Consider the following 22,773-nt stretch of genomic DNA (forward strand, 5'->3'; position numbering starts at 1 on the left):
GGCGGTCCCTGGTTGGCTGTCAGCCGGCGAGCCAGGACGGCTTGCGCTTCTGCAGGAAAGCCTGCACGCCCTCGCGGCCTTCGTCGCTCGCGCGGATGTCGGCGATGCCTTCGACGGTCTTGGCGATGAGCGCGCCGTCGATCTCGCGGCCGGTCACGTCGGCGATCAGCTGCTTGCAGGCGCGCACGGCGGCGGGGCTGGCGCCGGTGAGCGCCTTGATGAGCTCGTCGACCTTGGCGTCGAGCGCGTCGGCCGCGACCACTTCATGCACGAAGCCGATGCGGTGCGCCTCGGCGGCGGTGAAGCGCTCGGCCGTGAGGAAGTAGCGCTGCGACGCGCGCGGGCCCATGGCGCGCAGCACGTACGGGCTGATGGTCGCGGGCACGAGGCCGATCTTCACTTCGCTGAGGCAGTACCACGCGGTGTCGACGCTCACGGCCATGTCGCACGCGGCCACGAGCCCCATGCCGCCCGCATACACATCGCCCTGCACGCGCGCGATGGTGGGCTTGGGGCACTCGGCGATGGTGCGCAGCATGTCGGCCAGCTTGCCCGCGTCGGCGAGGTTCTCGTCCCGCGTGTAGTCGGCCATGCGGCGCATCCAGTTGAGGTTGGCGCCCGCGCAGAAGGCCGGGCCGTTCGCGCCGAGCACGACCGCCTTGACCTGCGGCGCGCCGCCGGCTTCCAGAAAAGCCTGCGTCAGCTCGGCGATCACGACGTCGTCGAAGGCGTTGCGTGCGTCGGGCTGGTCGAGCCAGATGCGCGCGACCGCGCCGTCGATGGCGAGGTTCAGCTTGGTGAAGGTGCTGCTCATGCGATGCCCCTCGTCACATGCGGAAAATGCCGAACTTCGGCTCGGGGATCGGCGCGTTGCGCGATGCCGCCAGGCCCAGTGCGAGCACGCGGCGCGTGTCGGCCGGGTCGATGATGCCGTCGTCCCACAGGCGCGCGGTGGCGTAGTAGGGGTGGCCCTGGTCTTCGTACTGCTGGCGGATCGGGGCCTTGAAGGCTTCTTCTTCGTCGGCGCTCCAGCTGCCGCCCTTCAGTTCGATGCCGTCGCGCTTCACGGTGGCCAGCACGCTCGCGGCCTGCTCGCCGCCCATCACGCTGATGCGCGCGTTGGGCCACATCCAGAGGAAGCGCGGGCTGTACGCACGGCCGCACATGCCGTAGTTGCCGGCGCCGAAGCTGCCGCCGATGATGATCGTGAACTTGGGCACGTTGGCCGTGGCCACGGCCGTCACCATCTTGGCGCCGTGGCGCGCGATGCCTTCGTTCTCGTACTTGCGGCCGACCATGAAGCCGGTGATGTTCTGCAGGAACACCAGCGGGATCTTGCGCTGGCAGCACAGCTCGATGAAGTGCGCGCCCTTCTGCGCCGACTCGCTGAACAGGATGCCGTTGTTCGCGATGATGCCGACCGGCATGCCCTCGATCTCGGCAAAGCCGCAGACCAGCGTGGCGCCGAAGCGGGCCTTGAACTCGTGGAACTCGCTGCCGTCGACGATGCGCGCAATGATCTCGCGCACGTCGAAGGGCTTGCGTGTGTCGGTGGGGATCACGCCGTACAGCTCCTCGCGCGGGAACTCGGGCGCGCGCACTGCGGCGCCGTCCGGCTTCTCTGCCGACTTCGCATTCAGGTTGGCCACCGCCGAGCGCGCCAGCGCCAGTGCGTGCAGGTCGTTCTGCGCCAGGTGATCGACCACACCCGACAGGCGCGTGTGCACGTCACCGCCGCCCAGGTCTTCGGCCGACACGACCTCGCCGGTGGCCGCCTTCACGAGCGGCGGGCCGCCCAGGAAGATGGTGCCCTGGTTCTTCACGATGATCGATTCATCGCTCATCGCCGGCACGTACGCGCCACCGGCCGTGCACGAGCCCATGACCACCGCGATCTGCGGAATGCCCTGGGCGCTCATGTTGGCCTGGTTGTAGAAGATGCGGCCGAAGTGGTCGCGGTCCGGGAACACCTCGTCCTGGTTCGGCAGGTTGGCGCCGCCCGAGTCGACGAGGTAGATGCAGGGCAGGCGGTTCTGCTCGGCGATCTCCTGCGCGCGCAGGTGCTTCTTGACCGTCAGCGGGTAGTAGGTACCGCCCTTCACGGTCGCGTCGTTGCACACGATCATGCAATCGACACCGTTCACGCGGCCGATGCCGGTGATGATGCCGGCGCCCGGTGCCGACTCGGCCCCCTTGCCGTCGAGGTACATCGCGTGCGCGGCCAGCGGCGCGATTTCGAGGAAGGGCGTGCCCGGGTCGAGCAGCTCGGCCACGCGGTCGCGCGGCAGCAGCTTGCCGCGCGCCGTGTGCTTGGCGCGCGCGGCCTCGCCGCCGCCCTGCTCCACTTTGGTGAACTGCTTTTGCAGATCGTCGACCAGCGCGCGCATGGCCGCGGCATTCGCCTGGAAGTCTGCGGACCGGGCGTTGAGTTTGGTTTCGAGTTTGCTCATGCTGTCTTTTCTTGCGTGAGACCGAGTTGCTCGGTCATGGCATCGCGGATCTTGAATTTCTGGATCTTGCCGGTCACCGTCATCGGGAACTCGGAGACGAACTGGATGTACTTCGGCACCTTGTAGTGCGCGATCTGGCCTTTGCAGAAATCGCGGATCTCGGTGTCGGTCGCGGTCTGGCCGGGCTTGACGATGATCCAGGCGCACAGCTCTTCGCCGTACTTTCTGTCGGGCAGGCCGACCACCTGCACGTCCTGCACCTTCGGGTGGCGGTACAGGAATTCTTCGATCTCGCGCGGGTAGATGTTCTCGCCGCCGCGGATCACAAGGTCCTTGATGCGGCCGACGATGTTCACGTAGCCCTCGGCGTCCATCGTGGCGAGGTCGCCGGTGTGCATCCAGCGTTCGGCGTCGATGGCTTCGCGTGTTCGGGGTTCGTCCTCCCAGTAGCCGTGCATCACCGAGTAGCCGCGCGTGCACAGCTCGCCCGACTTTCCGATGGGCATGACCGCGCCGGTCTCGGGGTCGATGATCTTCACCTCGAGGTGCGGCTGCACCGTGCCGACGGTCGACACGCGCTTGTCCAGCGGCGTATCGGTGCTGCTCTGGCAGCTCACGGGGCTGGTTTCGGTCATGCCGTAGGCGATGGTGATTTCGTTCAGGTGCATCTGATCGACCACGCGCTTCATCACCTCGGTCGGGCACGGCGAGCCGGCCATGATGCCGGTGCGCAAGGTCGATAGATCGAACTCCTTGAAGCGCGGATGGTCCAGCTCGGCGATGAACATCGTGGGCACGCCGTGCAGGCCCGTGCATTTTTCGGCCTGCACCGTTTCGAGCACCGTGAGCGGATCGAAGCCGTCGTTCGGGTACACGATGGCCGAGCCGTGCGTGAGGCAGGCCAGGTTGCCGAGCACCATGCCGAAGCAGTGGTACAGCGGCACGGGAATGCAGAGCTTGTCGACGGGCGTGAGCTTCATGCACTCGCCGATGAAGAAGCCGTTGTTCAGGATGTTGCGGTGCGTGAGCGTCGCGCCCTTGGGGAAGCCCGTGGTGCCGCTGGTGAACTGGATGTTGATCGGGTCGGTGGCCTTCAGCGTCTTCTGCGTGGCGGCCACGCGCGCATCGGCAGCGTCGCCGCTGGTCAGCAACTCGCTGAAGCGGCGCATGCCCGGCTGCTCATCGCCCTGGCCGGGCTTGTCGATCCAGAAGGTGTGCAGCAGCTGCGGCAGCTTCGCCGGGCCCAGCTCGCGCAGCATGCCCAGGTAGTCGCTGGTCTTGAACTGCGCCATCGTCACCAGCGCCTTGCAGCCGACCTTGTTGAGCGCGTACTCGAGCTCCGAGGTGCGATAAGCCGGGTTGATGTTCACGAGGATCAGGCCGACCTTGGCGGTGGCGATCTGCATCAGCACCCAGGGCACGTTGTTGTGCGACCAGATGCCCACGCGGTCGCCGGGCACGAGCCCCAGGTTCAGCAGCGCGCTCGCGAGGCGGTTCGATGTGGTCTGCAGTTCACGGTAGGTGAAGCGCTGGCCTTCGTGGCGGCTGACGAGGGCTTCGCGCTCGGGCTGCTTTTCGACCATGTCGTCGAAGAAGTCGCCGATGGGGTGTTCGATGAGGGGGACGTTGGTGGCGCCCTTGCCGTAGCTCTCGGTCAACGCAGCAGTCATGCTCATGTTCCTTGTCTCCTTGACTTGCTCCTTCCCCTTCCGGGGGAAGGTTGGGATGGGGGCAAGCGGCGTTTGTTAGGCGCTGTGCTTCATCGAACGCCGCTTGCCCCCATCCCAACCTTCCCCCGGAAGGGGAGGGAGAAAAACAACCTAGGCCGTTTCGCTGAACAGCTCGCGCCCGATCAGCATGCGGCGCACTTCGCTCGTGCCCGCGCCGATCTCGTACAGCTTGGCGTCGCGCCACAGCCGCTCGACCGGGAAGTCCTTGGTGTAGCCCACGCCGCCCAGCGTCTGGACCGCCTCGCCGGCCATCCAGGTCGCCTTTTCGGCCGAATACAGGATGGCGCCGGCGGCGTCCTTGCGGAAGGTGCGCGCATGGTCGTTGCGGTCGCAGGCCTTGCCCACGGCGTACACGTAGGCGCGGGTGGCCTGCCAGGTCGAGTACATGTCGGCGATCTTCCCCTGCATCAGCTGGAACTCGCCGATGCTCTGGCCGAACTGCTGGCGCTCGTGGATGTACGGAATCACGGCGTCCATGCAGGCGGCCATGATGCCCAGCGGGCCGCCCGAGAGCACGGCGCGCTCGTAGTCGAGGCCGCTCATCAGCACCTTGGCGCCCATGCCTTCGCCGCCGAGCACGTTCTCTTCGGGCACTTCGCAGTTGTCGAAGAACAGCGGATAGGTGTTGGAGCCGCGCATGCCAAGCTTGTCGAGCTTGGTGCCGGCCGAGAAGCCCTTGTAGTTCTTCTCGACGATGAAGGCCGTCATGCCTCGCGCGCCCATTTCAGGTTCGGTCTTGGCGTAGATGACCAGCGTGTCGGCATCGCCGCCGTTGGTGATCCACATCTTGCCGCCGTTGAGCACGTAATAGCCGTCCTTCTTCTCGGCCTTGAGCTTCATGCTCACCACGTCGGAGCCGGCGTTGGGCTCGCTCATGGCCAGCGCGCCGACGTGCTCGCCGCTCACCAGCTTGGGCAGGTATTTTTTCTTCTGCGCGTCGCTGCCGTTGCGGTGAATCTGGTTCACGCACAGGTTGGAGTGCGCGCCGTACGACAGGCCCACCGAGGCCGAGGCGCGCGAGACTTCTTCCATGGCCACGATGTGGGCCAGGTAGCCCAGCTCGGTGCCGCCGAATTCTTCCTTCACCGTCATGCCGTGCAGGCCCAGCTCGCCGAGCTTTTGCCACAGGTCGTGCGGGAACAGGTTGTCGCGGTCGATCTCGGCGGCGCGGGGCGCGATTTCGTTAGCGGCGAAGTCCTGGATCGCGCTGCGCAGCGCGTCGATGTCGTCGCCCAGGTCGAAGTTGAGGCCGAAATCGTGCATGAGTCTTGTCTCCTCTGAGGGGGTCGGCGCGCAGGGCTGCCCGCGCGGAATGGCGCTTGAAAAGTCGCAGCTTACGCCTCGTCGCGCCGCAATTGGCGCCACAATGGTTGCAAATTGCGCCACGACCGATGCACTCAACCTTGTCGTCTCCCGCCTTCCTGCGACCCGCCCGCGCCGTCACGCCGATGGCCTTCGTGCGAGCCATCGTGCAAGGGTATGCCCGCTACGGCAAGGACCCGGCGCAGGCCCTGCAGGCGGCACAGATCGCGCCGCGTGAACTGGCCCGCCCCGGCGCGCGGGTAACGGCCGCGCAGTTCGAGGCGCTGTCGGGCCACGCCATGCAGGAGCTCGACGACGAGGCGCTGGGCTGGTTCTCGCGCCGCCTGCCCTGGGGCAGCTACGGCATGCTGTGCCGCGCCTCGCTCACCTCGCCCGACCTGGGCGTGGCCATCAAGCGCTGGTGCCGCCACCACCGCCTGCTGACCGAAGACATCACGCTCGCGCTGGAGGTGACCGGCGGCGTGGCCACGCTGCGCATCACCGAGAACCGCCCGCTCGATCCGGCGTTCCGCGAGTTCTGCCTCGTGACCAGCCTGCGCTTCATGCACGGCTACGTGTGCTGGGCCATCGACTCGCGCATCTCGCTGCGCCAGGCCACCTTTCCGTTCGAAGCGCCGCCGCACCACGACGCCTACCCGCTGATGTTCACGCCCGACGTGCACTTCGATGCGCCGCAGGCCAGCATCAGCTTCGACGAGCGCTACCTCGCGCTGCCGCTGCTGCGCGACGAGCGCGCGCTGCGCACCATGCTCAAGCGCGCCCTGCCGCTCACGGTGCTGCAGTACCGCCGCGACCGCCTGCTGGGCCAGCGTGTGCGCGAACTGCTGCGCGCGCGCGCCGGCGAGGCGACCACGGCGGAGGCGCTGGCGGGGCTGCTGAACGTGTCGGGGCGCACGCTGCACCGGCAGCTGCATGAAGAGGGCACCTCGCTGCAGGTGCTGAAGAACGAGGTGCGGCACGAACTCGCGGTGGAGCAACTGCGCCGGACCACGCGACCGATCAAGCAGGTGGCACTGGCGGTGGGCTTCCGTAACGAGAAGAGTTTTTCGCGCGCGTTCCTGCAATGGACGGGGCACGCGCCTCGGGATTTTCGGCAGCTGGGGTTGTAGCGGCCCCGTTTAGGGCGCGCGCCCTGAACGCCGCAACTCAGCCCGGCGAATCGATCAGCGCCAGCGCATCGGCGATCGACTGGCTGTCTTCCGGCCGCACCAGCTTCGCGACCTGTTGCCCGTCGCGCATGAACACCAGCGTGGGCCACAGCCGCACGTTGAACGAGCGGCCCAGCGGGCGGCCGCTGCCGTCTTCCACCTTGATGCGGCGCACGTTCGGGTACTTGGCAAAGGCCTCGGCAATGTTCGGCTGTGCGGCCTTGCAGATGCCGCACCAGTTGGTGCCGAACTCCACCACGGCCGGACCCTGGAGCGCGTCGATCTCGCTGCGGTCGGGTTGCTCGGTCTGGTATTCGGAGGTCATGGGCGAAGTCCTTGCGAAACGTGAGAAAGCGTGAAGAGGAATGCGTGTGCGCGGCGGGCGCGCGACACGCTGACGGGCGTCATTGCACCAGAAACTCAGGCCGCCTGCAGGCCGTAGCTGGCGAGCAATGCGGGCAGCTCGGTCATGTCGCTGAACACGGCCACGGCACCCGCGGCGCGCAGTGCGCCGGGGCCGCTGTGGCCCGACTCGCCGGTGCTGTAGCCGAACACCGTGGCACCCGCGGCCACGCCGGCCGTGGCGCCGGTGACCGTGTCTTCGACCACCGCGCAGCGCGTCGGGTCGACACCGAGCGCTTCCGCTGCGGCCAGGTACACGTCGGGGTACGGCTTGGAACGCGGCATCTCGTGGCCGCTGAAGATGCGGCCTTCGAAGCAGTCGAGCAGGCCGACCTTGGCCAGTTGCAGCTCGACTTTGTGGCGGTCGGCGCCCGAAGCACAGGCGATGCGGCCCTTGAGCCGCGTGTGAATCTCGCGGATGGCGGCGGGCGCATGGGGAATGGCGACGAGGTCGCGGTCGAGCGCCTCGTTGCGGCGGGCGCGGAAGCCACGCAGCCAGTCGTCGGTGATCTTGAAGCCGGTCTTGGCCTCGATGAGCGCCGTTTCGTCCTTCACGGCCTTGCCGGTGAAGATGTTCATCGATTCCTCGGCCGTGAGCTGCCAGCCGAGCTCGCCGAGCATGTCGGCGAGCACGCGGTTGGTGATGGGCTCGGAATCGACGAGCACGCCGTCGCAATCGAAGAGAACGGCGGAAAAGGGGAAAGGGGTCATTGCGAGGCAGGAGTTCAGGGGTCTGGCCCCATGGTAGCAACGCCCCCTTTCCGCACGGGGAGACTCAGGCTATCGGGCCCTCTCAGGCCATTTCAGACGACGGGGCGGATCGGGATGTAGATCTCGCCGCCGCCGGCCATGAATTCTTTCGACTTCTCTTCCATGCCCTCGGCCATGGCCTCGCGCTCCGCCACGCCCTTCTTGGCGGCGTACTCGCGCACTTCCTGCGTGATCTTCATCGAGCAGAACTTCGGGCCGCACATCGAGCAGAAGTGCGCCACCTTGCTCGAGTCTTTCGGCAGCGTTTCGTCGTGGAATTCGCGCGCGGTGTCGGGGTCCAGGCCCAGGTTGAACTGGTCTTGCCAGCGGAACTCGAAGCGCGCCTTGCTCAGCGCGTCGTCGCGCGAGCGCGCTCCCGGGTGGCCCTTGGCCACGTCGGCGGCGTGCGCGGCGATCTTGTAGGCAATGATCCCCTGCTTCACGTCGTCGCGGTCGGGCAGGCCCAGGTGCTCCTTGGGCGTCACGTAGCAGAGCATCGCCGTGCCGGCCCAGCCGATCATCGCGGCGCCGATGGCGCTGGAGATGTGGTCGTAGCCCGGCGCGATGTCGATGGTCAGCGGGCCGAGCGTGTAGAACGGCGCTTCGTGGCAGTGCTTGATCTGCTCGTCCATGTTCGCCTGGATCATGTGCATCGGCACGTGGCCCGGGCCTTCGATCATGGTCTGCACGTCGTGCTTCCAGGCGATTTGCGTGAGCTCGCCCAGCGTGCGCAGTTCGGCAAACTGTGCCTCGTCGTTCGCATCGGCACCCGAGCCGGGGCGCAGGCCGTCGCCGAGCGAGAAGCTCACGTCGTAGGCCTTCATGATGTCGCAGATGTCCTCGAAGTGCGTGTAGAGGAAGCTCTCCTTGTGGTGCGCGATGCACCACTTGGCCATGATCGAGCCGCCGCGCGACACGATGCCCGTCATGCGGTCGGCCGTGAGGTGAATGAACGGCAGGCGCAGGCCCGCGTGGATGGTGAAGTAATCGACGCCCTGCTCCGCCTGCTCGATGAGCGTGTCGCGGTAGATTTCCCAGGTGAGGTCTTCGGCCACGCCGCCCACCTTTTCGAGCGCCTGGTAGATCGGCACCGTGCCGATGGGCACCGGCGAGTTGCGCACGATCCAGTCGCGCGTCGTGTGAATGTTCTTGCCGGTCGACAGGTCCATGACGTTGTCAGCGCCCCAGCGAATGGCCCACACCAGCTTTTCGACCTCTTCCTCGATGCTCGAGGTGACGGCCGAGTTGCCGATGTTGGCGTTGATCTTCACCTTGAAGTTGCGCCCGATGGCCATCGGCTCGACCTCGGGGTGGTTGATGTTCGCGGGAATGATCGCGCGGCCGCGGGCCACTTCGTCGCGCACGAACTCGGGCGTGATGATGCGCGGAATGCTCGCGCCCATCGGGTTGCCCGCCACGCGCTTGGCGCGCTCCTCGTTGGCCAGGTACTCGGCCATCCATTCGCGCTTGCCGTTCTCGCGCAGCGCCACGTATTCCATCTCGGGCGTGACGATGCCGCGGCGCGCGTAGTGCATTTGGGTGACGTTGGCGCCCGACTTGGCGCGGCGCGGCGTGCGCTGCAGCGCCGAGGCACCGGCGCGCAGCTCGGCCAGGCGCTGCGCGTCGCGGTCTTCGTTCTTGGCGCCGTCGTCCAGCGCGTGGTGCGTGCGGCCTTCGTAGCTTTCGGTGTCGCCACGCTCGATGACCCAGGCGCTGCGCACATCGGGCAGGCCGCGGCGCACGTCGATCTCGACCTTCGGATCGGTGTAGGGGCCCGAGGTGTCGTAAAGCGACACCGTTTCGCCGTTGGTCAGCGCCACGTCGCGCACGGGCACGAACAGGTCAGGCCGGCTGCCCGGAATGACGCATTTGTGCGACGCGGGAAAGGGTTCGCGCGTCAGCGACAGCAGCGAGGTGAATTTATCGGGGGCATTCATCGGGAGGCACTCCTTGTTGAGGGAAAGGGTGCTCCGCAATCGCTCAGTGGACCTCGGGAGGCCCGCCACCAGAAAAGGGAGTGACGGACCGAAGTCAGGGAGTGCAGCTCTTCTTACGCCGGTATGACCCGGATCAAGTTCGCGGGTCGGCAGCTTTGCCATCTCAGCACACCACATGTGTGCACCCCGGAGCGGGGCCGATTGTGCGGGCCGAAGCCCGGTGCCGTCAACCCGGGGGCTGGTGCAGATCGCCGTCGACGTAGAACCAGCGCTCGTTCTCGCGCACGAAGCGGCTGCGCTCGTGCAGGCGGAACGCCACGCCCGTCGCGCTGCGCTGGCGGGCGACGAACTCGACCTCGGCGTGGTCGGCATCGAGCACCGAGCGCGAGCGGATGTCCAGCCCCAGCCATTTGACGCCCGGCTCGAACTCGACCGAGGCCGGCCGCTTCGACGCATGCCAGGTGGCGAGCAGGTAGTCGGCGCGGGCCAGCACGAAGGCCGAATAGCGCGAACGCATCAGCGATTCGGCGTCGGGCGCGGGCGTGTTCTCGAAATCGTCGAGGTAGCGCCCACAGCACAGGGAGTAGCCGATGGGCTTGTCGCGACGGTCGGTGCGGCCGCAGGGGCAGGGGCCGGGAGTGGGGTCGGTGGCGCTCATGAAGGGCTCTATTGGAACACTTGGCGCGGCGGGGGCTGAAGGGGGCCGTAGAGAGCCTCTGGGCATGTCCGCTTCGCGTGAGTCTGGGGTGGAGGATGCGCTCAAGCGTTTTGCATCGATAGACCGTGCTCGACCGGGAGTCGCCCATCCTCTTCCTCTGCGTCTCAGCACATGCTCATATGAACTCAATCCCATTGACTCTTGGAAAGCCATACTTCACAGGCCCGATGGCGTCGACGGACTTGGGTGCGGGTGGCGTCTTCTTCTGTGCGGTCTATCGCGAATGCCTGCAATTCGAGACAGATGGGCGTGTCCACTGGTGGCGCGAGGTGTTGGATAGTTCCAGACCTTATTTCAACGACCTGAATGAATTCCGAAAGCTCCGCCTGGATGGTTCGTATGGGCTCAACGACCGGGACTACTTGGTTTGCAAGTTTCCTCAGATGGAGTTGACTGGCCTGCCATGCAAAGACGCCCCTGCCTTGATGGCATTTCATGCTTGGTACCCCTCAAACCAATCGGAGGGAAGTCGCGTCTTTCACGCACCGGAATCAGTGCCCAGCGAGCCGGCGAGTGACGCATCTGGCCTCTGACCAAGGACGGCAGAGTGCGGCAAAGGGGTTCTTCGAGAATCCTCCGAACGTCACTCATGCCGGCGCGCGATCTCTTCGCACGCATCAAGGGTGAAAAGATCCGTGCAATGAATCATCGAGTATTCGTCGAGTTGATGGACAAATAGCCGAGCGTTATCTTCGGGGCTACGTTCAGCGGGAAACATGCTGGAATCGCCGTTGATGACAAACGCAAGATCAGTCCGGTCAACCACTTCGTCTCGCGACCCAACATGACGATAGCGAACAGACTCCAGATAGACGACACCGTCGCGGTGCATGATCTTTACTGAATGAAAGTGTGGCTTCAAGTAGCTCGGGTACTTTTTCTTTAGGTCAGGAAGAATTTCGACGCCACTGTTAGCGCCTATGCGAGGGACGATAAATCCCGCCGACTCCTCCATTAGCCCGCGTATTGCTTCGCGTATGGGAATCCGAAAGAACTCCCGGTTGGGTTGGCATCGGTAGTCATCGAATCGCTGGTGCAGGCGCGTTTCGACGAATTTGCAATCCGTCACCAACTCGTCATAGACCACGATGAAATCGTCGGGGACTCCGGTTCCTCGCAACTCACCCGCCCGTGCCTTCGACGTGCGTTCGGTCAATCCAATCTTCACCAATCCTCGCATCGCGGGATTGATCATGATGTATACAAATCCAGAGTTCATAAGTGCAAGTAGTTACCGTTCGACCTGAGAGAAGCCTAGTAGTTTTGATCGCCGACGATCTGCTGAAGAATGCCACAACCGCATTGCTTCCAAGATCGAAAGAGCTAGCCGCGAACCAATAGCGCTACTCGGCAAATGCATCGCACTGCGCTTCAATCCGCGCATGCAGAAGCCCCAGCGATACCGCAAGAAACCGCTGCAGCGAACTGCGCTGGCATGCATCGAAAATCGGCGCAGAGTTCGCATCAGAAGAAGCGGCATCGCGCCGATCTTCATCCCATTCGAGCAGCTGTACCAACGTCTGCGCACCCTGCACCACGTCACGCGCATCGTTGAGGAACGCAGCGTGGCTTTGCAGTGAAGGAGCAAGCCGTTCGCCTTGCACCCATTCAAAGGGTTTGAACAAGGCAGTGGGTCGTTGAGACGCGCAAGGGCAACCGGCGTCGGTACCCGCATTTGAAGCAGTGGCCATAGGCCTCCAAGGATGTCGATTTGCAACAACCGACGCACCCGCTGCTAAACGAGGGCGGCGGCTCGAACGGGTTAGCAGACCGGGACATCCTTGCGGAAACCGGCAGGGCGCGAGCCCTCCCATTCGAGCCGCCTAAAAAGGAGCACGAACGAAAAAGCCGCAGACCCTGTGCGGTAACTGCGGCTTTCGTCGCAGGATGTCAGCGGGCTGCTAAACCCGGCCCCGCTCATCACGAGGCGAAGGCAATGTAAGCGGTCTCTCGGACGCCCGTCAAGTTTCAGCGACTGGCACGCCCCGCCCTACCGAAACATCACCCACTCTGGCCGTGGCGTTCCTTCACGTGATCGTCAGGCGATCAAGCAATCACGCCAGCGCGCGTTGAATCAGCAGCTTCTGGATGTCCGACGTGCCTTCGTATATCTGGCACACGCGCACGTCGCGGTAGATGCGCTCCAGCGGAAAGTCGTTCACGTAGCCGTAGCCGCCCAGGGTCTGGATGGCGGCGCTGCACACGCGCTCGGCCATTTCGCTGGCGAAGAGCTTGGCCATGGCGGCTTCTTTCAGGCAGGGCCGGCCAGCGTCGCGCAGGCTGGCGGCGTGCCAGATGAGCTGGCGCGCGGCTTCGATCTGCGTGGCGCAGTCGGCGAGGCGAAAGCCCACGGCCTGCTGGTCGAAGATGGCGCCGCCGAAGGCCTGGCGTTCCTTGGCGTAGGCCACGGCCACGTCGAAGGCGCTGCGGGCCATGCCGACGCTCTGCGCGGCGATGCCGATGCGGCCGCCTTCGAGTGCGCCGAGTGCGATCTTGTAGCCCTCGCCTTCGGCGCCGATGAGGTTCTCGGCCGGGATGCGGCAGCTGTCGAAGTTGATCTGCGCGGTGTCGCTGCTGTGCTGGCCGAGCTTGTCTTCGACGCGCGCGACGTTGTAGCCGGGCGCGTCGGTCGGCACGATGAACGCGCTCATGCCGCGCTTGCCCGCACCCTTGTCGGTGACCGCGATGACGATGGCCACCTGGCCGTTCTTGCCGCTGGTGATGAACTGCTTCACGCCGTCGATCACGTAGCCGTCACCGTCCTTGCGCGCGGTGGTGCGCAGGCTCGAGGCATCGCTGCCGGCCTGCGGTTCGGTGAGGCAGAAGGCGCCGAGCATCTGGCCCTGGGCCAGCGGCTCGAGCCACTTCTTCTTTTGCTGCGCGTTGCCGTAGCGCATGAGGATGGCGTTGACGGGGCAGTTGGTCACGCTGATGGCGGTGCTGGTGCCGCCGTCGCCGGCGGCGATTTCCTCAAGCACGAGCGCGAGCGTGAGGTAGTCGAGGCCTGCGCCGCCATGCTCCTCGGGCACGCAGATGCCGTAGGCGCCCAGCGCGGCCAGGCCCTGGTGCACTTCCTTCGGAAAGCGGTGGTCGCGGTCCCACTTCGGGGCGTTGGGCCAGAGCTCGGCCTGCGAGAAATCGCGCACGGCGTCGCGGATGGCTTCCTGGTCTGCGCTGAGCAGCATGGCGTTGTCTCCGGTTCTTTCTTGTCGGTGGGTGCGCGGCTTACTTGCCGGCGCCCAGGTCCATGATCAGGCGCGCGGCCATGTACAGGCGGCGCGGAATGGCGCTGATGTCGACGTACTCGGCCTTGTCGCTGTGGTAGCCGAAGCCGGGCAGGCCCAGGCTTTCGATCACGGGCTTGCCCGAGAGCGCCGCGTAGGCCGCGTCGGTGCCGCCGCCGGTGCGCTCTTCGACGCCCACGCTGCCACCGGCTTCCTTGTAGAAGACCACGGCCTTGTCGACCAGCTTCTTGCCGCCCTCGCCCGCGTTGAAGGCCGGACGGCCGCGCGTGACGAGCACCTTGACGTCGGCCTCGGGCAACTTCTTCTGCTGCGCCTTTTCTTCGAGCGTCTTCATGGCGGCGTCGAAGTCTTCGTTGCGTGCGTAGCGCACGTCGGCGTTCAGCGTGGCGCTGGCCGGGATGATGTTCGACACGTTGCCGGCCTTGGCAATGGTCCAGTTGAAGCGCAGGTTCTTCGACTTGTCGTCGATGCTCATGGTGCGCAGCACGAGGTCGGAAGCCTCGACCAGCGCGTTCACGCCCAGCTCGGGAGCGGCGCCCGCGTGCGAGGCCTTGCCGGTGATGTTGACCTGCACGTAGGCGATGCCCGAGGTGCCGAGCGACATCTTTTCGTCGCCGGCACTGGTGGGCTCGAACGAGAGCACGTAGTCGGCCAGCTTGGCTTCTTCCTGGATCAGGTCGCGCGAACCGAAGGAGCCTTTTTCTTCGTCGGTGTTGAACAGCACGGTGATGGTGCCGTAGTCGCGCACGCCGTAGTCTTTGAGCAGCTTGAGCGTGTGCAGGATGACGGCGTTGCCGCCCTTGTCGTCGGCGATGCCGGGGCCGTAGGCCTTGTCGCCTTCGATGCGGAACGGCGCCTTGGCGAGCGTGCCCTTGGTGTACACGGTGTCCATGTGCGACATGAGCAGCAGGTTCTTGCCGCCGCGGCCCTTGAGCTTGCCGACGATGTTGTCGCCGACCACGAGGCCGGCCGACTTGCTGCGCGTGACGGTGAAGCCGAGGCTCTTCAGTTCGCCTTCGAGGTACGCGCCGGCGGCGGCCATGCCTTCGGCGTCACCGGTGCCGGTCTCGATGTTGACGAGTTTCTCGAGCGTCTTGATCACCGCCGGCTGCTCGTCGGTGGCGGCCTGGAACAGCACGTTGTCGCGCTTCTGGGCCCAGGCGCCACCTGCCACGAAGGCGGTAGCGAGCACGGCGGCAACGGCGGTACGGTGAAGGGATGGGCGCATGAAATCTCCTGCTCTACGCATGGTTTTGTTTGAGGTGTCCGGGGTGGAAACCGGCCGGCGCGCTCTCCCGGGCGCCTGCGGCTCCTGGCGTTATAGCAATTCGAGCGCGACCGCGGTGCCTTCGCCGCCGCCGATGCACAGCGTGGCGACGCCGCGCTTCTTGCCGCGCGCCTTCAGCGCGTGCAGCAGCGTGACCATGATGCGCGCGCCGCTGGCGCCGATGGGGTGGCCCAGCGCGCAGGCGCCGCCGTTCACGTTGACGATGTCGTGCGACACGTCGAGCTCGTGCATGAGGGCCATGGGCACGACGGCGAAGGCTTCGTTCACTTCCCACAGGTCGACGTCCTTCACGGTCCAGCCGGTCTTGGCGAACAGCTTCTGCACGGCACCGACCGGCGCGGTCGCGAACCACTCGGGCTGCTGCGCGTGCGTGGCGTGGCCGACGATGCGCGCCAGCGGCTTGGCGCCGATCTTCTTCGCGTGCGACTCGGTCATCATGACCAGCGCGGCGGCGCCGTCGTTGATCGACGAGCTCGATGCGGCGGTGATGGTGCCGTTTTCTTTCTTGAACGCGGGCTTGAGCGTGGGGATCTTGTCGAGCTTGACCTTGCCCGGACCTTCGTCGATGGAGATGACGGTGTCGCCGCTGCGGCCCTTCACGGTGACGGGCGTGATCTCGTCCTTGAAGGCGCCGGATTCGGTGGCGGCCTTGGCGCGCTGCACGCTGGCGATGGCGAAGGCGTCCTGCTGCTCGCGCGTGAAGTTGTACTTGGCGGCGCAGTCTTCGCCGAAGGTGCCCATGGAGCGGCCCGGCTGGTAGGCGTCTTCGAGGCCGTCGAGCATCATGTGGTCATAGATCCTGTCGTGGCCCATGCGGTAGCCGCCGCGGCCCTTGAGCATGAGGTAGGGCGCGTTGGTCATGCTTTCCATGCCGCCCGCCACGATGACGTCGTGCGTGCCGGCCAGCAGCAGGTCGTGCGCGAGCATCGCGGCCTTCATGGCCGAGCCGCACATCTTGCTGAGCGTGACGGCGCCCGCGCTGTCGGGCAGGCCGCCCTTGTAGGCCGCCTGGCGCGCCGGAGCCTGACCCTGGCCGGCCATGAGGCAGTTGCCGAACAGCACTTCACCCACGCTCTCGGGCGCGATGCCGGCGCGCTCGACGGCCGCCTTGATGGCCGCGCCGCCCAGGTCGTGCGCGGAGAGGGACGAAAAGTCGCCCTGGAAGCCACCCATGGGGGTGCGGGCGGCGCCGACGATGACGATGGATTCGGACATGGAGGTCTCCTTCAGGAATGTGAAAGTGGAATCAAAGACAAAGCGAAAACGGAATCGGGGAACGGGCGGTCAGAAATGCGTCGCGTGGCCTTCGTGCTGGAAGCGTTGCGACTCTTCGTACGGGAACACATCGAGCATCTGGCCCGCCTGAATGCGCTCCTTGTGGTGCTGCCAGAAGGCGGCGTCGAGCAGGTCGGCGTGGTGCGCCATGAAGGCGGCGCGCACGTCGCTGTTGCCGAGCAGGAAGGGCTCGAAGGTCTCGGGAAACACGTCTTTCGGGCCGACCGAATACCAGACCTCGCCGCTCATCTCGTCTTCTTCGTTGCGCGGCGTGGGCACCTTGCGGAACTTGCAGTCGGTGACGTATTCGATTTCGTCGTAGTCGTAGAACACGACCTTGCCGCCGCGCGTGACGCCGAAGTTCTTCCACAGCATGTCGCCGGGGAAGATGTTGGCGGCGACCATGTCCTTGATCGCGTTGCCGTACTCGATCACCGCGTGTTCGAGCTGGTCTTTGGCGCGCTTGGCATGGGCCGGGCTCTCGGGGTGGGCCAGCGTGTCGAAGGCTTCCTGCAGGTAGATGTTCAGCGGAATCATGCGGCGCTCGATGTAGACGTGCTTGAGCACGACCTCCATCTCCCCGTTGCCGTCGCGGTCGCCGATCTCGAGCTGGCTGGGCGCGAACTTGCGGATCTCCTCGATGAGCTCGGGCTCGAAGCGGTCGAGCGGAAAACCCACGTTGCTGTACTCGAGCGTGTCCGCCATGCGGCCCACGCGGTCGTGCTGCTTCACGAGCATGTACTTGCCCTTGATCTGCTCGCGCGTGGTGTCCTTCTGCGGCGGATAAAAGTCTTTGATGACCTTGAACACGAACGGAAACGACGGCAGGTCGAACACCAGCATGACCATGCCCTTGATGCCGGGCGCGATGCGGAAGCGATCGCTCGAGTAGTTCAGGTGCGACAAAAAGTCGCGATAGAACAGCGTCTTGCCCTGCTTGGCCAGGCCGAGCGCGTTGTAGATTTCGGCGCGCGGCTTGCGCGGCATGAGCGAGCGCAAAAACTGCACCCAGGCCGAGGGCACTTCCATGTCGACCATGAAGTAGGCGCGCGCAAAGCTGAACAGCATCTGCAGGTCGTCTTCGCCGAACAGCGCCGCATCGATGTAGAACTTGCCGTGGGCATCGTGCAGCAGCGGCAGCGAGAACGGAATCTCGGTGAAGCCGTTCATGATCTTGCCGACCACGTACGCGCCCTTGTTCCGGTAGAACAGGCCCGACAGCACCTGCAGCTGGAAATTGGCGCGCAGCTTGACCTGGTGAAAGCGGTTCAGGATGACGTGCGCCACGCGCTCGGCATCGCGCCGCTTGTTGGCGTAGCTGCCCTGCAGTGCGAAGTCGTCGAGCATCTGCTCGATGATGTCGGGCAGCGTGGCCTGCGACGGGTAGTACGGCCGGTAGGTGGGTGCGCCGCGCGGCTCGATGTACTCGGTGCTGATGGCCGGGCGCACGAAGATGAAGTCGTTCTGGAAGTACGCGCGGTGCAGGATCTTCGTGGTGACCGAGTTGAAGAAACTCTCGGCCAGCTCGGGCTGGTGGTGGTTCACCAGCAAGCCGATGAAGTGCAGCTTGACCTGGTGCCAGACTTCCATGGGCTGGTCGCCGGCCTTGAACTCTTTCTCGAGCCGGGCCACGGCCTCGTTCACGCGCAGGTCGTAGAACTCGATGCGCTCGCGCTGTGCGCGCTGCTGGCCGTGCCAGTCGGCCGTTTCAAAGCGGTGCTTGGCGCGCGCCGATTCGGCACGGAACAGCCGGTAGTGCCGGTTGAACCCGTCGATCATCGCCTTCGCGATGTCGTAGGCCAGCGGGGAATCGAGGCGCTGCGGGAACATGGCGACAGTACCGACGGTGGCGGCGATGGCAGCGGCGACGGGTTCGCTCAGGCGACGGGCGGGGTCTCTGCGCTCTTTGCTGCGCCTTCGGTGCCATCGGCACCGGCCAGCGCCGACGGCGAGGCGCCTGCGGGCTTGCTCCACTTGTAGCGAATGCGCTGCACGGCGGCCTTGTAGATGGCGTCGAGCGGCTTGTCGCCCTCGACACTCAGGCCGAGGTCCTGCAGCAGGCCGTCGTGCACACCGAAGGTCCAGCCGTGGATGCGCACCTTCTGGCCGCGTGCCCAGGCGTCGACCATGACGGTGCTGACGGCCACGTTGACCACCTGCTCGGCCACATTGAGCTCGCACAGTGCATCGACGCGCACGTCTTCGGGCAGGCTGTCGAGCATCACGCTGTGGCGGTCGCGCACGTCCTGGATGTGGCGGATCCAGTTGTCGGCCAGACCGATGCGCTTGCCGCTGAGCGCAGCCTTCACGCCGGCGCAGCCGTAGTGACCCACGACCATGATGTGCTCGACCTTCAGGTGCTCGACCGCGAACTGGATCGCCGAGAGCGCGTTGAGGTCGGAGTGCACCACGATGTTGGCGACGTTGCGGTGCACGAACACTTCACCCGGCTCCAGGCCGGTGATCTGGTTGGCGGGCACGCGGCTGTCGGAACAGCCGATCCACATGTAGCGCGGCGTCTGCTGCTTGACGAGGCCGGTGAAGAAGCCGGGCCGGTCGCGCTCCATCTGGGCGGACCAGGCACGGTTGTGGGCAAAGAGGTCGTCGAGGTTGTCTGAGGACATGGTGGGCTATTTTGTCAGTGAGTCGTTGTGTCGGGCGTGCATTCGCCGGCGGGGGCGTCCTTGGTGGCCTTGACGGCCTTCTGCGCCTTGACCAGCGTGGCGCGGCCCTTTTTTTCGTGCTCTCGCACTTCGGCGAGGTTGGCCTGCAGCTCGGCCAGCTGCGCCTCGAGCTGCGCCCGGTGCGAGCCGAGCACGCCCAGGAATTTTTCCAGCTGCGGCACGGTGTCGCGCGGGCTGTCGTACATGTCCAGGATGTCTTTCGCCTCGACCAGCGTCAGGCCCAGGCGCTTGGCGCGCAGCGTGAGCGTGAGCCGCGCCCGGTCGCGCGCGCTGTACACGCGCTGCAGGCCGGCCCGCTCCGGCGACAGCAGGCCCATGTCTTCATAGAAGCGGATGGCGCGCGTCGTGAGGTCGAACTCCTTGGCGAGCTGGCTGATGGTGAAGGTCTGCGCGGGCATGGGCGGCAAGGGTTGCGGGGGCGACAGCAGGTTGGTGGCGCATTCTTTACAATGAAGCCTCAACCCATGACGTTTACGTAAACGTCAATCATACATGAACCTCCTCGAACGCGAACTCCACTACCCCCTGGGCGACACCCTGCCCGCCGCCGGCGAAGCACTGGAAGTGGCGCCCGGCGTGCGCTGGATCCGCATGCGGCTGCCCTTTGCGCTGGACCACATCAACCTCTGGCTGCTGCGCGACACGATCGACGGCGTCGAGGGCTGGACGGTGGTCGACTGCTGCATCGCGCACGACGAAGCCCGCGCGCAGTGGGAACAGATCTTCGAGACCCAGCTGCAGGGCCTGCCGGTCCTGCGCGTGATCGTGACCCACATGCACCCCGACCACATCGGCCTGGCCGACTGGCTGTGCAAGCGCTGGAACGTGCCGCTGTGGATCAGCGCCACCGACTACCACGTGGCGCGCGTGCTGTGCAGCGCCGGCGACACGCTCGCGGGCGGCGATGCGGCGGCCGACTTCTTCGTCTCGCACGGGCTGAGCAATCCCGAGTCGGTCGCCAAGATCCGCGCGCGCAGCAGCTACTACACGAACATGGTGCCCGCCGTGCCCGACCGCTACGTGCGCATGATGGATGGCGACATCGTCACCATCGGCGGGCGCGAGTGGCGCTGCATCAGCGGCTACGGCCATGCGCCCGAGCACATCGCGCTGTACTGCGCCGAACCCAAGCTGCTGCTGGGCGGCGACATGATGCTGCCGCGCATCTCGACCAACGTGAGCGTGCACGCGGGCGAGCCCGAGGCCAACTCGCTGCGCTTGTTCCTGGACAGCATCGACAAGTTCAAGGCCCTGCCGGCCGACACGCTGGGCCTGCCCTCGCACGGCAAGCCCTTCACCGGCATCCACCGCCGCGTCGACCAGCTGCAGGAACACCACCGCGACCGCCTGGCCGAGCTGCTCGAAGCCTGCCTTGCGCGGCCGATCACCGCGTCGGAAGGCCTGCCGATCCTGTTCAAGCGCGAGCTCGACCTGCACCAGATCACCTTCGCGATGGGCGAGACCGTGGCCCACCTGCACCTGCTGTGGTTCTCGGGGCAGGTGAAGCGCACGCTCGATGCCGACGGCATCTACCGCTTCGGCGCCGGGGCAGGCTCGGCTGGGTAGACTTCCCGCATGGACACGCTGGCTGAGCTGCGCGCCGGCCGGCTGGCTGGCGCACGACGACTGGACCTCTCGTGCGGACTCACCGAGTTTCCGCGCGAGATTTTTGCGCTCGCCGATACCCTCGAAACGCTGAACCTCACGGGCAATGCGCTCAGCACATTGCCCGATGATTTGGGCCGCCTGCACCAACTGCGCGTGCTGTTCTGCTCCGACAACCGTTTCACCGAACTGCCGGCCTCCCTCGGCCAGTGCCGACAGCTCGACATCGTGGGCTTCAAGGCCAACCGCATCGCCCACGTGCCCGCCGAGGCGCTGCCGCCCTCGCTGCGCTGGCTGATCCTCACCGACAACGCCATCGAGGCACTGCCCGACACGCTCGGCGACTGCACCCGCATGCAGAAGCTGATGCTGGCCGGCAACCGCCTGCGCGCGCTGCCGCCGTCGGTGGCCCGCTGTCGGCAGATCGAGCTGCTGCGCCTGTCGGCCAACCGCTTCGAGGCGCTGCCCGAGTGGCTGCACACGTTGCCGCGCCTGGCGTGGCTGGCGTGCGCGGGCAACCCGTTCGATGCGCCGACCGAAGACGCTGCCATCGATGCGCCCACCGTGCCGCATGTCGAGTGGCGCAACCTCACGCTGGGCCCGAAGCTCGGTGAAGGCGCCTCGGGCGTGATCCACCGCGCCACGCTGGCCACACCGGACGACGCTGCGCTGCCCGTGGCGGTGAAGCTGTTCAAGGGCGCCGTCACCAGCGACGGCTGGCCGCACAGCGAGATGGCGGCCTGCATCGCGGCCGGCGCGCACCCGACGCTGATCGCCGCGCAAGGCCGCATCGACGGCCACCCCGATGGCACCGAAGGCCTGGTGATGGCGCTGGTGCCGCCGTCGTTCATCACCCTCGCCGGGCCGCCGAGCCTGGCTTCGTGCACCCGCGACGTCTATGCCGACGATGCGCGCTGGTCCGCCGATACCGCGCTGCGCATCGCTCGTGATATCGCCGCGGCCATGGCGCACCTGCATGCGCGCGGCCTGCTGCATGGCGACCTGTACGCCCACAACATCCTCTGGCACGCGCAGGACGGCGGGCGGCTCGGCGACTTCGGCGCGGCCTGGATGACCAGCGCGCTCGACCCGGCGCACGCGAAAGCCCTGCAAGGCGTGGAGATGCGCGCCTTCGGCTGTCTGCTCGAAGAGCTGGCCGAGCGCTGCGACGATGCGGCTTCTTCTTCGCCCTTGACCACGCTCGCGGCGCGCTGCCTGCAACCGGAGGTCGCGGCACGGCCGTCGTTCGCCGAGCTGCTGTCGGTGCTGGACGCCGCCGCGCCATGACGCGCCCCCGCTTCGTCGTTCCCATGCCCACGCGCGACGGCGTGAGCCCGAGTTGTGTCTCGCTGCCTTACGGCCCCTGGCCCACCATCGCCGACTTTCTCACCGAGCGTTTTCCCGCCATCTCGCGCGAGGCCTGGCTCTCGCGCATTGACGCGAGCGACGTGTGCGACGAGCACGGCGTGTCCGTCACCGCCACGCGCCGTTATGAATCGCCGCTGCGCGTGTACTACTACCGCGCGCTCGACGCCGAGACGCCCATCCCTTTTGAAGAGCGGGTGCTGCACCAGGACGACGACCTCGTGGTGGTCGACAAGCCGCCCTTCGTGCCCGTCACGCCCACCGGCAAGTACGTGCAGCAGAGCCTGCTGGTGCGCCTGAAACGCAAGCTCGGCCTGGACGACCTCGTGCCGCTGCACCGCATCGACCGCAACACCTCGGGGCTGGTGCTGTTCTCGGTGCGCCCCGAAACGCGCGGCATCTACCAGGCGATGTTCCCCGAGCGGCGCATCGACAAGCACTACGAGGCTGTGGTGCCGTGGCAGGAGGGCGTGTCGTCGGTGCCCGCCGTCTACCGCAGCCGGTTGGTGGACGACGACCACTTCATGCGCATGCGCGAAGCGCCCGGCGAGCCGAACTCCGAGACCCGCATCGTGCTGCGCGAGGCGCGCGACGGCCATGCGCTGCTGGAGCTTTCACCCGTCACCGGCCGCAAGCACCAGCTGCGCGTGCATTGCCAGGCGCTGGGCCTGCCGATCGTGAACGACCCGTTCTATCCCACGCTGCAGCCCGCGGGGAACGACGACTTCGACAAGCCGCTGCAGCTGCTGGCCCGGTCGCTGGCCTTCGTCGACCCGCTGAGCGGCGCCTTGCGCACCTTCGAGAGCCCGCGCCGGCTGGCTCTGCCTTCTCTTTCTGCTGCCGCCTAGGTGAC

The 22,773-nt window shown here is 66.2% G+C and carries 20 protein-coding genes and 1 riboswitch; of the genes, 4 read left to right on the forward strand and 16 right to left on the reverse strand.

Going from position 1 to position 22,773, the window contains the following annotated elements:
- Positions 1–19: 19 nt before the first annotated feature.
- From CY658_RS12350 to CY658_RS12365, 4 genes are all read right to left on the reverse strand, one after another.
- The gene (locus CY658_RS12350; protein ID WP_101490513.1) at positions 20–814 is read right to left on the reverse strand and encodes an enoyl-CoA hydratase/isomerase family protein; all 795 of its coding nucleotides are present in this window, start codon (positions 812–814) and stop codon (positions 20–22) included.
- 13 nt (positions 815–827) lie between these two features.
- Positions 828–2,450 (reverse strand): carboxyl transferase domain-containing protein, encoded by a 1,623-nt coding sequence (locus CY658_RS12355; RefSeq protein WP_101490514.1) that lies wholly within the window; start codon positions 2,448–2,450, stop codon positions 828–830.
- Positions 2,447–4,126 carry an AMP-binding protein gene (locus tag CY658_RS12360; protein WP_101490515.1) on the reverse strand — a complete coding sequence of 560 codons (1,680 nt, stop codon included), beginning with the start codon at positions 4,124–4,126 and terminating at the stop codon, positions 2,447–2,449. The genes CY658_RS12355 and CY658_RS12360 overlap by 4 nt, the downstream gene beginning before the upstream one ends.
- A 144-nt stretch (positions 4,127–4,270) precedes the next feature.
- On the reverse strand, positions 4,271–5,443 hold the full coding sequence (locus CY658_RS12365; protein ID WP_101490516.1) for an isovaleryl-CoA dehydrogenase: 1,173 nt from the start codon (positions 5,441–5,443) through the stop codon (positions 4,271–4,273).
- A gap of 140 nt (positions 5,444–5,583) precedes the next feature.
- Here CY658_RS12365 and CY658_RS12370 point away from each other — a divergent pair, with 140 nt between their 5' ends.
- On the forward strand, positions 5,584–6,612 hold the full coding sequence (locus CY658_RS12370; protein ID WP_101490517.1) for an AraC family transcriptional regulator: 1,029 nt from the start codon (positions 5,584–5,586) through the stop codon (positions 6,610–6,612).
- A gap of 37 nt (positions 6,613–6,649) precedes the next feature.
- On the opposite strand, the gene CY658_RS12375 is transcribed toward CY658_RS12370, so the two are convergent.
- From CY658_RS12375 to CY658_RS12430, 12 genes are all read right to left on the reverse strand, one after another.
- Positions 6,650–6,976: a thioredoxin family protein gene (locus CY658_RS12375; RefSeq protein ID WP_101490518.1), complete on the reverse strand. Its 327-nt coding sequence runs from the start codon at positions 6,974–6,976 to the stop codon at positions 6,650–6,652.
- A gap of 95 nt (positions 6,977–7,071) precedes the next feature.
- Entirely contained in the window at positions 7,072–7,764 is a 693-nt protein-coding gene (locus CY658_RS12380) for an HAD family hydrolase (protein ID WP_101490519.1), read from the reverse strand.
- Between the two features lie 92 nt (positions 7,765–7,856).
- Positions 7,857–9,740: a phosphomethylpyrimidine synthase ThiC gene (gene thiC / locus CY658_RS12385; protein WP_095746928.1), complete on the reverse strand. Its 1,884-nt coding sequence runs from the start codon at positions 9,738–9,740 to the stop codon at positions 7,857–7,859.
- A gap of 93 nt (positions 9,741–9,833) precedes the next feature.
- A riboswitch (TPP riboswitch) is annotated at positions 9,834–9,939 on the reverse strand.
- A 27-nt stretch (positions 9,940–9,966) separates the two neighbouring features.
- Positions 9,967–10,398: a YchJ family protein gene (locus tag CY658_RS12390; RefSeq protein ID WP_101490520.1), complete on the reverse strand. Its 432-nt coding sequence runs from the start codon at positions 10,396–10,398 to the stop codon at positions 9,967–9,969.
- 643 nt (positions 10,399–11,041) lie between these two features.
- Positions 11,042–11,677 carry a GIY-YIG nuclease family protein gene (locus CY658_RS12395; protein WP_101490521.1) on the reverse strand — a complete coding sequence of 212 codons (636 nt, stop codon included), beginning with the start codon at positions 11,675–11,677 and terminating at the stop codon, positions 11,042–11,044.
- 124 nt (positions 11,678–11,801) lie between these two features.
- Positions 11,802–12,083 carry a hypothetical protein gene (locus tag CY658_RS12400; RefSeq protein WP_308217208.1) on the reverse strand — a complete coding sequence of 94 codons (282 nt, stop codon included), beginning with the start codon at positions 12,081–12,083 and terminating at the stop codon, positions 11,802–11,804.
- A 429-nt stretch (positions 12,084–12,512) separates the two neighbouring features.
- Complete coding sequence (locus tag CY658_RS12405) at positions 12,513–13,643, reverse strand: acyl-CoA dehydrogenase family protein (RefSeq protein WP_101490523.1); 1,131 nt, start codon at positions 13,641–13,643, stop codon at positions 12,513–12,515.
- 40 nt (positions 13,644–13,683) lie between these two features.
- Complete coding sequence (locus tag CY658_RS12410) at positions 13,684–14,931, reverse strand: glutamate carboxypeptidase (protein WP_101490524.1); 1,248 nt, start codon at positions 14,929–14,931, stop codon at positions 13,684–13,686.
- A 90-nt stretch (positions 14,932–15,021) separates the two neighbouring features.
- On the reverse strand, positions 15,022–16,206 hold the full coding sequence (locus CY658_RS12415; RefSeq protein WP_101490525.1) for an acetyl-CoA C-acyltransferase: 1,185 nt from the start codon (positions 16,204–16,206) through the stop codon (positions 15,022–15,024).
- Between the two features lie 69 nt (positions 16,207–16,275).
- On the reverse strand, positions 16,276–18,096 hold the full coding sequence (gene aceK / locus CY658_RS12420; RefSeq protein WP_099793225.1) for a bifunctional isocitrate dehydrogenase kinase/phosphatase: 1,821 nt from the start codon (positions 18,094–18,096) through the stop codon (positions 16,276–16,278).
- Between the two features lie 47 nt (positions 18,097–18,143).
- Positions 18,144–18,890: a carbonate dehydratase gene (gene can, locus CY658_RS12425; RefSeq protein ID WP_101490526.1), complete on the reverse strand. Its 747-nt coding sequence runs from the start codon at positions 18,888–18,890 to the stop codon at positions 18,144–18,146.
- A gap of 14 nt (positions 18,891–18,904) precedes the next feature.
- Positions 18,905–19,348 carry a MerR family transcriptional regulator gene (locus CY658_RS12430; RefSeq protein ID WP_101491267.1) on the reverse strand — a complete coding sequence of 148 codons (444 nt, stop codon included), beginning with the start codon at positions 19,346–19,348 and terminating at the stop codon, positions 18,905–18,907.
- Between the two features lie 94 nt (positions 19,349–19,442).
- On the opposite strand from CY658_RS12430, the gene CY658_RS12435 reads away from it, so the two are divergent.
- Genes CY658_RS12435 through CY658_RS12445 form a run of 3 tightly spaced genes read left to right on the forward strand, consistent with a single transcriptional unit; the run spans position 19,443 to position 22,768 of the window.
- Positions 19,443–20,516, forward strand: coding sequence for an MBL fold metallo-hydrolase (locus tag CY658_RS12435; RefSeq protein WP_101490527.1), 1,074 nt, complete (start codon positions 19,443–19,445; stop codon positions 20,514–20,516).
- 9 nt (positions 20,517–20,525) lie between these two features.
- On the forward strand, positions 20,526–21,842 hold the full coding sequence (locus tag CY658_RS12440; RefSeq protein ID WP_101490528.1) for a leucine-rich repeat-containing protein kinase family protein: 1,317 nt from the start codon (positions 20,526–20,528) through the stop codon (positions 21,840–21,842).
- Positions 21,839–22,768 (forward strand): pseudouridine synthase, encoded by a 930-nt coding sequence (locus tag CY658_RS12445; RefSeq protein ID WP_101490529.1) that lies wholly within the window; start codon positions 21,839–21,841, stop codon positions 22,766–22,768. The genes CY658_RS12440 and CY658_RS12445 overlap by 4 nt, the downstream gene beginning before the upstream one ends.
- Positions 22,769–22,773: the final 5 nt, after the last annotated feature.

It is taken from the genome of Variovorax sp. RO1 (assembly GCF_002849325.1).
Classification (GTDB): domain Bacteria; phylum Pseudomonadota; class Gammaproteobacteria; order Burkholderiales; family Burkholderiaceae_C; genus Variovorax.